The sequence below is a fragment of the Archangium lansingense genome (genome assembly GCF_026626635.1).
GTDB lineage: Bacteria > Myxococcota > Myxococcia > Myxococcales > Myxococcaceae > Archangium > Archangium lansingense.
Window position 1 is genome coordinate 6,843,584 of sequence record NZ_JAPNKA010000001.1, and the last position, 11,798, is coordinate 6,855,381.

Consider the following 11,798-nt stretch of genomic DNA (forward strand, 5'->3'; position numbering starts at 1 on the left):
ATTGAAGAAATTCAGGATAATTGGATCATTCGCTGTGCGGAATGTGACCTTTTTCCCTCCCGGCGGGAGACGGCTCCTCGCCGTCCCCCTGCCCGGTTCTCGTACTCGCGGACTCAGTTCACCTTCACAGTGACAGGCGCCGACGTGGTGACATTGCCCGCTGCGTCATACGCCTTGGCCGTCAGGGTGTGATTCCCCTTGGCCACGAGCAGGACGCTCCAGCTCAGGCTATAGGGCGCTGTGGTGTCCGTGCCGATGACATTGGCCCCGTCGTAGAACACCACCTGCGTGACGCCCCGGTTGTCGCTGGCGCTGGCCTGGAGCGTAGCGCTCAGGAAGAGCGAGGCCCCGTTGGTCGGTGACGTGATGGCCACGGTGGGTGCGGTGTGGTCCACCGTGACGGCGACACCCGCGGACACGGTGACATTGCCCACCGCGTCATAAGCCCGCGTGGTGAGCGTGACGCTGCCATTGGCCCAGGCCGTCGTGTCCCAGCTCACCGCGTACGGCGCAGTGGTGGCCGAGCCCAGCAGCGTCCCATCCGCGTAGAACTCGACCTGCGCCACCCCGATGTTGTCGCTGGCGGTGGCGCTGACCGGGACGGTGCCTCGGACAGCGGCGTTCTGCGCCGGAGCACTGAGGGCCGTGGTGGGCGCGGTGTTGTCGATCGTCACCGACACCCCAGCGGACGTGCGGACCTTGCCGGCACTGTCATAGGCCTTCACCGAGAGCGTATGGACGCCCTCCCCCACCCCCACCGTGTTCCAGCTCAGCACGTAGGACGCAGTGGTGTCGGTGCCGATGAGCGTCGTGCCGTCGTAGAACTCGACCTTCGTCACCCCGGAGGAGTCGCTGGCGGAGGCCTCGAGCATGACACTGCCTCGGAGGGAACTGCCTGGCGCGGGAGACGTGAGCACCGCGTCCGGCGGGGTGTTGTCGATGTTCACCACGACCGCGGTGGAGGTGCGAACGTTGCCCGCGAAGTCGTAGGCCCTGGAGGTGAGCACATGGGCCTCGTCCGTCACGGTGGTGGTGTTCCAGCTCAGGGTGTAGGGCGCGCTGGTGTCGGTGCCAATCAGCGTCCCGTCCACATAGAACTCGACCCGCTCCACCCCCTGGGAGTCGCTGGCGGTGGCGCTGACCTGGACGGTCCCTCCGACCAGGGCATTCTGCGCCGGAGCACTGATGGCCGTGGTCGGCACCGTGTTGTCGACCGTCACCGACACTCCGGTAGAGGAGCCAGCGTTGCCGATGCTGTCATAGGCCTTTGCCACGAGGAGATAGGTGCCCCCGCCCAGGCCCGTGGTGTTCCAGCTCAGGGTGTAGGGCGGGCTGGTGACGGTGCCGACCAGCGACCAGTTCGCGTAGAACTCGACCTTGGTGACGGGCTCATTGGCGCTGATGGCGGCCTCGAGCTGGGCCGTGCCCCGCACGTACGTCCCCGGCACGGGTGAGAGGAGCGTCGCGCCCGGCGGAGTGTTGTCGGTGGTCACCACGATCGGAGGCGAGGAGTTGGACAGGCCCGTGATGTCATAGGCCTTGGCGGTGAACGAGTGGACTCCGTCCGGCAGGTTGGCGGTGTTCCAGTTCGCGCTGTAGACGGGAGGGCTGGTGGAGGTGCTGATCAGCGTCCCATCCACGTAGAACTCGACCCGCGTCACCTCCTGCTCGTCGACCGCTCTCGCGAACAGCCAGACCGTGCCCTTCACCGTCGCATAGCCGGGGCTCATGGTGAGCTCCACCGTCGGACCCGAGTCCACCGCGAAGGCCAGGTCGTCATGGTCATCCAGAGGACCGGTGCTGCACGCCGAGCCGCTGTTGCCGCCCACCCGGAACTGCGCGCGCACCGCCTGCAGCCTGCCCGCGGGCAGGACGTACTCCGCCGAGAGCACCTGGCTCCCTGTTGCGCTCGGCCGCAGCGTGGTCAGGTACGTCCACGAGGGATGGTTGGCATCGCCCGCGGAGAACAGATCCAGCGCATCCATGGCGGTGTCGAGAACGTTGACGTGGACCTCGACCCGAGCGAGCTGGCCCTGCGTGAGGAGCCCGCCATTGACGCTCGACACCTTGATGCGGTTGATCTTCTGCGCCTCGAGGGAGTCCGCACCGTCAGCACAGGTGTTGCCGAGCGTGCTGGACCCTCCGTAGAACTCCCCGGACTGCCGGCCCTTCACATAGCCCGTGGTGTCGCAGACGCTCCCCTGCGAGTAGCACTCCGGGACGCGCAAGTAGTAGTCGTACCCGGAGCCACCGGGCTGGTTCGTGAACACCGTGACCTGGGCGCTCGAGGTCATGTTGCCCGCCACGTCATGGGCCCTGGCCACCAGCGTGTGGTTTCCGTTGAGCCAGAGGCCCGTATCCCAGTCCACGCTATAGGGGGCCGTCGCGTCGCTCGCGAGCAACACTCCATCCACCAGGAAGTCGACTCGGGTGACCCCCACGCTGTCCGAGGCATTCGCCTGGAGGTAGACCATGCCCACCAGGGCCGCCTCATTGGCGGGTGAGGTGAAGGTCACGATCGGGGCCGTGTTGTCGAGCATCACGCTCACCACCGTGGAGGTGGCGACGTTGCCGTGGAGGTCCGTGGCGCGCACGCTCAGCGTGTGGCTGCCGTCCGCCTTCCCCCGACTGTCCCAGGAGTAGACATAGGGAGGCGCGGCGGTATGGGTCCGGATCACCACTCCGTCCACCAGGAACTCGACCTTGCTCACCCCGGACTCATCGGTCGCGTCCGCGGAGAGCGTCACCGTCCCGAAGAGCCAGGCCCCATTGGCGGGCGCGGAGAGAGAGACAGTCGGAGGCGTGCTCTCGAGCACGACGGCCACCACATCCACCGGCGCGGAGATCGCCACGTTGCCGGCCGCGTCGTAGGCCCAGGCCGTCAGCGTGCGGTTGCTGGTCTGGGTGACCCTCGGAATCCAGGTGGTGGTGAAGGGCGCGTAGAAGTCGTAGCCGATCAGCGAGAGGCCATCATAGAACTCGACCCGGGTGACGCCCTGATCGTCCGTGGCGAGCGCGGAGACCGCCACCGAACTGCCCACCCTGGCGCCAGCAGCCGGCGCGGTGAGGCTCACCACCGGCACCACCAAGTCATTGTGCGTCGTCACCGTCACGGGCTGCGAGGTGACCTCGTTTCCAGCCAGATCGCGGGCCCGGACCGTCAGCGTGCGGCTTCCGTTCGGGGCGCTCCGGCTGTTCCAGTTCACGCTGTAGGGGGGCTGGGTGTCCGTCTCGATCAGGGTCTGCCCATCGAAGAAGTCCACGGCCGCCACACCAAGGTCGTCGCTCGCCGAGGCCGTCACCGTGACGGTGCCAGACACCGAGGCGCCGTTGGAGGGCGAGGTGATGGCCACCTGCGTCGGTGGGAGGGAGTCCGGCTCCTGCGCGCCCACCGCGAAGACCAGGTCGTCGACATCGGTCTTCGATCCTCCCTGGCAAGGCCCGGTGGTGGCTCCGGAGTTGCGGAAGGCCGCGCGAATGGCCTGCTGGCCGCTGGCGGGCAGGACGTAGTCCGCCGAGAGCGTCTGTAGTCCCGTGGCCGTGGGCTTGACGGTGGTGAGGTACGTCCACACGGGCGCCCCGCTCACACTCGTCGTGTAGTACAGGTCCAGGAGGTTGGAGGTGGCGATGTAGACCCAGACGTCGGCCTCGATGCGGACCCGCTTCCCGGCGGCCAGGGGGGTGCCGTCCTCCCGGATGACCCGGACCCGCTCGATGGACTCGTCGTACTGGTAGTACCCGCTCGTTCCGTCGAGGCATCCATCCAACGTGTTGGGCATGTTCAGCTCGGGGCGCAGCGTCGCCCGTCCTCGGACCAGAGTCCGGGTGTCGCAGCGCGCCTCCACCGCGTCACACCGGGGCACCTTCAGGACCGGATCGAACTGCGCGCTGCCCGGGTTGCGCACCTCCACGGTGATGGGAGCGCTCGTCGTGTAGTAGGGCGCCTGATCTCGCGCCCTGGCGGTCAGCGTGTGGGTGCCGTTGAGCACGTCCGCCGAGTTCCACGAGACCGCGTACGGCGCCGTCGTGTCGGCGGCCCAGAGGCGCTCGCCGTCCACGAAGAACTCCACATCGGCGATCCCCTGGTTGTCGCTCGCGGCCGCCTCGAAGGAGACGATGCCGCTCACGGCCGCTCCGTCGAAGGGCGAGGTGATCGAGATCTGCGGAGGGGTGAAGTCGTTGTCCACGAGCACGTTCAGCGTGCGCTCCGTGACGTTGCCGGCCGCGTCGAAGGCATTCACATGGATGACTTTCGGCCCGTTGGTGAAGAGCCGGGTGTCCCAGCCCGTCTGGAAGGAGGAGAGTGGAAAGTAGTAGCCGGAGAAGTAGTTGATGGTGCGGTCATCCACGACGACGGAGACGTACGTCACGCCGCGGTTGTCGCTGACGGAGCCCGAGATCGTGATCGTCTGGCGCACGGTCGCGCCTTCCGCGGGCGTGCTGATGCTCACCGTTGGCGGCACGAGATCGTTGTCGAGGCGGACAGTGATCGGGGCCGAGGTGGAGACATTGCCGGCCAGGTCATACGCCCGGGCAGTGAGGGTGCGGTTGCCGTTGGGCACCGTCCGGGTGTCCCAGCTCAGCTTGTAGGGCGTGGACGGAGAGTGGCCGCTGGTGGCAATCAACGTGCTGCCGTCGTACAGCTCCACGCGGTTCACGCCGAAGTTGTCGCTCGCATCCACGGAGACCTCGACGACCTTGGAGACTGTCGAGCCTCCCGCCGGAGAGGAGATGTTCACGAAGGGAGGCGTGGTGTCCGGTTGCGTCCCCACCTCGATGACGAGGTCGTCATGATCCGCAAGAGGGTCCGAGGAGCAGGCGGAAGCGGTACCGCTGCCCGAGTGGTACACGCCCCGGAGGATATGCCGCCCGCCCGCCGGAAGCAGGTACCTGGTCGAGTGGGTCCAGGTTCCCGCCCCCTGGTAGGGCAGCTTCAAGGAGGCAATGCGAGTCCAGGAGGGGTTGCTCACGTCGGGCGAGACGTAGAGGTCCAGCACCTCATTGGCGGCATTGGTGCTCGCACGGACCGTGGCCTGAACTGTCACCTCCTTGCCCGCGACGAACGCGGTGCCGTCGATCCGGGTGACGACGAGCCGCTCCAGCGAGGGGCTAGCGCCATACGTACCCTCCGTCCCATCCGCGCAAGCGCTGCCCAGGGTGTTGGGCGCGTGGACTTCGGGGCCGAGGTCTCCCCTGCCCTCCAGCAGCCATGCCGAGTCGCACTTGTTGCTCGGGGCCACGCACTCGGGAGCTCCCCAGGTGGAAGAGAACGCCGCGTTCCCGGCGTTCGAGAGCGTCACGTTCACCGGAGCGCTCACCGCCTCGTTGCAGTTGGTGTCGTAGGCCCTGGCCGTGAGCACCGCTGCGCCATTGCCAGCGAGGGCGCTGTTCCAGACCAGCTCATAGGGAGCCGAGGCATCCCAGCCGAGGGAACGATCGCCGAGGAAGAACTCGACCCGCGTAACGCGCTCGTCGTCCGTCGCGGTGGCCGTCAGGGTCACCGTGCCGCTCAGGGTGGAGCCAGTGGAGGGCGAAGTGAGCACCACCTGTGACGGGCTCGGGCCATTGCCGGTGCACCTGCGCGCGTACAGGAGCAGGTTCGGAGAGTTCGCGGGGAGGGAGCTGATCGTGCCGGGCGTGGCGCTGCTCGTGAGCTCGGCGGAGACCTGCTCGGGGGTGGCCTGGGAGTGGCTCTCCAGGAAGAGCGCCGCCACACCCGCCACGTGCGCGCTCGCCATCGAGGTGCCGCTGAGCGCCGCCAGGGTGGTGTCGTCGGAGTACCAGGCCGCGGTGATGCCCTCGCCCGGCGCGAAGAGGTCCACGCAGGAGCCGTGGTTGGAGAAAGAGGAAGCCCAGGCGTCGGAGCGGTTGGTCGCCGCAACCGTCATGGCGGCGGGAACCCGGGCGGGAGAGACAGTGCACGCATCCTTGGAGCCATTGCCCGCCGCGACCGCATAGAAGACTCCGGCGTTGATGGAGGCGGCGACGGCGTCATCCACCGCCTGCATCGCCTCGCCCGCCAGGCTCAGGGTGGCTACCGCCGGCTTCACATGATTGGCGGTGACCCAGTCGATGCCGGCGATCACCTGGGACCAGGTGAACGAGGGGCTGCAGCCCACCACTCGTACGGAGTGCAAGGTGACGCCCTTGGCCACGCCCGAGGTCGCGCCGCCGAGCGTGCTCGCCACGTGCGTGCCGTGGCCGTTGCAGTCGTTCGAGCCGTTGCCATCCGCGATGGCCGAGAAGCCGTGGACCGCGCGCCCCCCGAACTCGGCATGGGTGAGACGGATGCCCGAGTCGATGACGTAGGCGTGAACCCCGCTACCGATGCTGTTGTAGCGGTACAGCTGGTCCAGCGGCAGCGTCCCCTGATCGATGCGGTCGAGCCCCCAGGGCGCGTTCGTCTGCGTGCTCGCGAGGGAGGCCTCGCCGTCCTCCTCCACATAGCGCACGCGCGGGTCGTTGCTCAGCCGCAGCGCGTCCTCCTGCGTCATCGTCGCGGAGAAGCCATGGAGGGACCGGGAGTACACCTGGTCCAACGTGGCCCCATGGAGCGCGGAGAGCTGGTGGGCGAGCTCCCCCACCGGCGCCTCGGCCAGGGCCGCCTTGTCGAGGGCGACGATGTACCGGCCCGGCACGGCCTTCCCGGTCTTCATCAGCCGGCTTCCCGCGACGAAGGACTTCACTGTCCGCGTTGGCGCTTCCGGCTCGGATGCGGGTTCCACGGAGGCGCGCTCGCACGACGCGAGCACGAGTCCTGCCGCGAGCAGTGTCACCAGGATACGCATGGGTTCTCCCCCCAGGGGGTCCAGACCTCTTTCCTGGTTTATTGAAGAAATCCTGAAATATTGGATCGCCCCCCGTCAAAAACGGGCCGACTACGCCGCACTGGGGCGAGGGGCGGAGCTCGTCAACGTCACCGTGCCTACGCTCGTCATCGCCACCCCGGAGGATCCCACCACCCCCGCGTCCAGCTCGCGACACCTGGCGGGGCTCCTGCCGCGCTCAACGCTGGTGACGATCGATGGGATGGGGCACGCGCTTCCGCGCGCTGTTCTGCCCCGGCTTTCGGAGGCGATCCTGAACCACCTGGAGGCATTCCCGACGAGGAGCTGAGGAGGACCCAGGCCTTTCGCGGAGGAGGGGGACGGACTTGCGAGTCCACCCTGGCAAGCCCGTCACCCTGTTGCTCCAGCGCCAAAGGGCCTCACCTTTTGGGAGACCCCCCAACAAGGAGTTGGTCCATGAAGAAGCTCCCCTTCCTGGTTGCCACCTGTGTGCTCGGCTTGTCGGCCTGCGCCAGCAGTTCAACGGCGCGTCCGGGCAACGTGGGAGATTATCTGAACGAAGTGGACGTCGCCCGGAGGGACCGCATGAACGCCCCCACCGTCTACAATGGTGAGGCCACGGGAGCCGCGGGCTACCTCGTCACCACGGATGATGGACGGGTCTGGGCCCCTGAGGTCCCCCCGGGCAACACCGTGACGATGACTCCCTCTGATGTCCGGCGGGCCGTTGAAGAGTGGGAGAACACCCTCTCCAGCGTGACCGACGAAGGCCCCACGGAGAGTGCGCCGCAGCAGTAGTCACGGTTCCGTATTCCCACACCTGGCGAGGCCGCTGACTGGCCCGAGAAGGCTTCGCCAGGAAGGCCGCATGCACCTCACGGGCCAGCCCGCGAGCCCTGGGAAAGACCTGGCGCCCCACCAGGCACCGGCTTCCCGATAAGCTGGCGCGGCATGTTGTGGCTCGCGCTCACGCTCCTCCTCCTCGCTGCCGTGGTCGTCGGGATCGTCATCGCGTGGCGGCTCCGCCCGACGCCAGCCCTCTGCCAACCCCAGCAGTACGACGCCGCGCCGCAGCCGGGGACGTTCGCGGTGCGGGCGCTCGAAGCGATGCCGCCGATCGTTCGCGACACGCCCGTCCTCGAGTCCCAAGCTCCCGCCTGGCGCGAGGCCATGCAGCAGGCAGGCAGCCGGCTGCGCCGCTCCGGGGTGCGCCACGTCGTCTTCGTGCACGGCACCTTCGTCGGCCACGACCCTACCCTGCTGCTCTCCGCGCTCGAGGGGCCGCTCTCGGCCCTGAGCCCGGGACTCATGCCGTCCCTGCGCCGCCTCTCCAAGCTCCCGAGCGATCGCGTCCTGCGCGATCTCGGCAACTACACCCCCGAGTACGTCTCCCTCTTCGAGAAGGCGCTGGGCGGCGACGTCCACGCCACGCGCTTCGTCTGGTCCTCGGCGAACAACCATGTCGCCCGCCTGCGTGCGGCCGTGGAGCTGCTGCGGCTCCTCGCCACCTCGGAGCACGGGAGCAAGCGGACGCTGCTGCTCGGGCACAGCCATGGCGGCCAGGTGCTCGCCCTGCTCACGCAGCTCGTCTACCCGGCGCGGACCGCGGAGGCGCTCTGGCAGGCCGTACGCGACGCCGGCGAGCCCACGGAGGTCCTCCAGGAGATGGCGAAGAAGGTCGCCCGCGCGCGGCTCGACATCGCCACCTTCGGCATGCCGCCGCGCTATGGCTGGGCGGCGGGCCGGCGGTGCCGCGTCCTCCATGTCATCAACCACCGGGGTGCGGAGCCGCGCGGGAGCACCGTTGCCGGCGTCCTCCAGACCGAGAGTGGCGACTACGTGCACCAGTGGGGCATCGCCGGTTCGGACCTGCCGCCGGGCAACGCGAAGGAGCGGGAGCTGGCCGCGCGGCTCGATGCCATCCTCGGCGAGGGCTATGACGTGAAGGCCTGGCTCCAACACGTGCGCCACGGCGCGCGCGTGCCGCGGGACGGGTTCAGCTACCTCGTCGACTACGGCGACCGAGGTACGGGCACCCTGCCCAACTGCCTGGCAACATGCTTCGGGCACGGCGTCTACACGAGCTATGACGCCATGCTCTTCAACGCCCGCCTCCTCGCGGACCACTTCTACCGGTAGCGCTGTCCTCCCGGCCCCTCGGAACGAACCTATATGACCACCCCCATCGACCCTTCCACCATCGACACCGAGCGCCTCATCATGCGCCGCCCACGACTCGAGGACTTCGAGGAAGCCCTCGCGATGTGGGGAGACCCGAACGTCACCCGATTCATCAGCGGCAAGCCGTCCACCCGCGAGGAGATGTGGAGCCGCCTGCTGCGCTACGTGGGCCACTGGGAGCTGATGGGGTTCGGGTTCTGGGTGGTGCGCGAGAAGAGCACGGGCCGGTTCGTCGGCGAGGTGGGCCTCGCGGACTTCCGGCGGGACATCGATCAGCCGTCATTCGCGGGAGCGAAGGAGGCGGGCTGGGTGGTGTCTCCGTCGGTTCACGGAAAGGGGTTCGCCACGGAGGCCGTGAGCGCGGCGCTGAAGTGGGCCGAGGGCAAGTTCGGTCCGGAGCGAGTGGTGTGCATGATCGCCCCGGAGAATGAGGCGTCCCTCAACGTCGCGCGCAAGGTTGGCTTCCGTGAGTTCGCACGCGGCACGTACAAGGGCGAGCCCTCGATGATGCTCGAGAGGGTCCCCGGGGCGAAGTGAGCCCTGTCAGGAGCGGACGCGAATCACGAGCTTGCCGAAGGGCCCGCGGTCCAGGTGCTCCAGCGCCTTCGGGAAGTCGGCAAGCGGGTAGACGGTATCGACCACGGGCTTGAGCGCGAGCCGATCGACCGCGCGCGCCAGGTTCTCCAGGCCGCGCCGATGTCCGACGAGGATGCCCTGGATGACCCCATGCGTCTGGAACAGCGGCAGCACGGGGAAGCGGACTTCGAAGCCCTCCAGCACGCCGATCAGGGAGATGCGCCCGTCGGACGCCAGGGCCTTCACGGAACGGGCGAGGTTGTCGCCACCGACCAGCTCCAGGATGTGGTCCGCACCCTCGCCCCGGGTGAGCTCGAGCACGGCCTTCTCCCAGTCAGGCGTGTGGCGGCGATGGATGCCGTGGGCTGCCCCCAGCCCCTTCGCGCGGGAGAGCTTGTCCTCATCCCCTGAGAGCACGATGACCCGAGCGCCCATGGCCGAGGCGATCTGCACGGCGAACAAGGACACGCCCCCCGTGCCCTGCGTCACCACCGTCTGACCCGGGCGCAGTCCCCCCAGCTCCACCAGCGAGGTCCAGGCGGTGAGCGCAGCACACGGCAGCGTGCTCGCCTGCAGGTCATCCAGCGTTTCGGGGGAGGCCACCAGCCAGCTCTCGGGCATGGCCACGTACTCGGCCAGCACGCCCGGCACGCTGCCGCCCAGGCTGCGCACTCCACCATTCGCGCGAGGCACCGGACCGTCTACCCAGTCGGTCTGGAAGTTGGCGATGACCCGAGCGCCTTCCTTGAAGCGGTGGGTGCCCGCCCCGGTGGCGACGACCTCCCCCGCCATATCGGAGGTCGGGACGTACGGGCTGGGCGCGCCCGAGTACCCAGCCCCATCCAGGAAGAGCTTCTCGCGGTAGTTGAGGGACACCGCCGAGACGCGAACCAGGACCTCGCCTGGACCTGGGCTGGGAATCGCCACATCCGCCAGCTCCAGGTTTGCCCGGCCGGACTGCCTCAGCTGCCAACGCTTCATCGTGCCACCCATCGTTTGCTCCCAGTCAGTGCGTGAAAGAGTCGCAGCGGATATAGAGGCGAGTGAGTTTCTCCAGTAGAGACATTGCGTCGGCTCACTGGAGACACGAAGTCGCCAATAGGAGCGGAGTCATGATGGAGCGCTTCAGTGGAGTCCTCGCGTTCGTCCAGGCCGCCGAGGCTGGGAGCTTCGCGCTCGCCGCCGAGCGCATGGGCCTGTCGCGCTCGGCCGTTGGCAAGAGCATTGCCCGGCTGGAGACGCACCTGGGAACGCGCCTGTTCCTGCGCACCACACGGCGGCAGAGCCTCACCGAGGATGGCCAGGCCTTCTATGAGCGCTGCGTGCGCGCGCTGGCGGAGCTGGAGGCTGGCACTGCGGCGCTGGACTCTGGCCGCCGCGCCCCGACTGGCCGTCTCCGAGTGAGCGCGCCGGTGATGTTCGGCCGGCACTGCGCGGCTCCCCTGCTCTGGGAGCTGGCCCAGCAGCATCCCGGGCTGGAAGTGGAGATCTCCTTCAGCGACCGCGTGGTGGACCTCATCGAGGACGGCTACGACCTGGCGGTGCGCGTGGCCCCCCTCGCGGACCATGCCGGCCTGACGGCTCGCAGGCTGGGCGCCCAGGAGATGTTGGTCTGCGCCGCTCCGGCCTACCTCGCCAGGCACGGCCATCCCGCGACACTGGCGGAGTTGGACGGCCATACGGCGGTCGTCTACGGGCGCAACGGCATCTCCAAGCCCTGGCGGTTCCCGGATGGCCAGGGGGGCGAGAAGATTGTGTCGGTCCCCTCGCGCCTGCGCTTCGATGACGTGGAGACCATCGCTGACGCCGCAGTGCAGGGCGCCGGGCTGGCGTGGCTTCCGTGCTGGCTCGTCGCGGAGCACCTGCGCGACGGGCGGCTCGTCGCGGTGCTGGAGCAGGAGCGCCGTTACGGCAATGAGGTCTACGCCGTCTGGCCGCAGAACAAGCACCTGCCCTCGAAGGTACGCGCCGCCATCGACGTGCTCGTCGCGCGCATTCCCGAGCGGCTGTCGAGCGCCACCCTTCCGGACAAGCCCCTACGTCGTCGCGCCAAGGTTGGCGAGGAAGGCCTCCGGATCATCGAGTGAGACAAACACGCGGCGGGCCTGCACGGGAAACGTGTGGGCCCGATAGGGCTGGCGTGCATGGAGGCCGCAGCCGCCCGCGGGTGGAAGCCGTCAGTGTCCTGAAGCACAACAACCGGCGCCGTCCACGTCTGAGACGCACCGCCCCCCTACATGCTTGTTCGCCACT

7 protein-coding genes are annotated in these 11,798 nt (G+C 68.4%); 5 read left to right on the forward strand and 2 right to left on the reverse strand.

Annotated elements, in window-relative coordinates:
* Positions 1 to 113: 113 nt before the first annotated feature.
* The gene (locus OV287_RS27765; RefSeq protein WP_267537067.1) at positions 114 to 6,788 is read right to left on the reverse strand and encodes an Ig-like domain-containing protein; all 6,675 of its coding nucleotides are present in this window, start codon (positions 6,786 to 6,788) and stop codon (positions 114 to 116) included.
* Here OV287_RS27765 and OV287_RS27770 point away from each other — a divergent pair.
* The 4 genes from OV287_RS27770 to OV287_RS27785 all read left to right on the forward strand — a co-directional run bounded on the left by OV287_RS27770 (position 6,787) and on the right by OV287_RS27785 (position 9,506).
* On the forward strand, positions 6,787 to 7,116 hold the full coding sequence (locus OV287_RS27770) for an alpha/beta fold hydrolase (protein ID WP_267537068.1): 330 nt from the start codon (positions 6,787 to 6,789) through the stop codon (positions 7,114 to 7,116). The two genes, OV287_RS27765 and OV287_RS27770, sit on opposite strands and share 2 nt — an antisense overlap.
* Before the next feature lie 128 nt (positions 7,117 to 7,244).
* Positions 7,245 to 7,586 carry a hypothetical protein gene (locus OV287_RS27775; protein WP_267537069.1) on the forward strand — a complete coding sequence of 114 codons (342 nt, stop codon included), beginning with the start codon at positions 7,245 to 7,247 and terminating at the stop codon, positions 7,584 to 7,586.
* A 153-nt stretch (positions 7,587 to 7,739) separates the two neighbouring features.
* Entirely contained in the window at positions 7,740 to 8,927 is a 1,188-nt protein-coding gene (locus tag OV287_RS27780) for a hypothetical protein (RefSeq protein WP_267537070.1), read from the forward strand.
* 33 nt (positions 8,928 to 8,960) lie between these two features.
* Positions 8,961 to 9,506: a GNAT family N-acetyltransferase gene (locus tag OV287_RS27785; protein ID WP_267537071.1), complete on the forward strand. Its 546-nt coding sequence runs from the start codon at positions 8,961 to 8,963 to the stop codon at positions 9,504 to 9,506.
* A 6-nt stretch (positions 9,507 to 9,512) separates the two neighbouring features.
* On the opposite strand, the gene OV287_RS27790 is transcribed toward OV287_RS27785, so the two are convergent.
* Positions 9,513 to 10,526 (reverse strand): zinc-dependent alcohol dehydrogenase family protein, encoded by a 1,014-nt coding sequence (locus OV287_RS27790; protein WP_267537072.1) that lies wholly within the window; start codon positions 10,524 to 10,526, stop codon positions 9,513 to 9,515.
* A gap of 131 nt (positions 10,527 to 10,657) precedes the next feature.
* On the opposite strand from OV287_RS27790, the gene OV287_RS27795 reads away from it, so the two are divergent.
* Positions 10,658 to 11,632: a LysR family transcriptional regulator gene (locus OV287_RS27795; protein ID WP_267537073.1), complete on the forward strand. Its 975-nt coding sequence runs from the start codon at positions 10,658 to 10,660 to the stop codon at positions 11,630 to 11,632.
* Positions 11,633 to 11,798 lie beyond the last annotated feature (166 nt).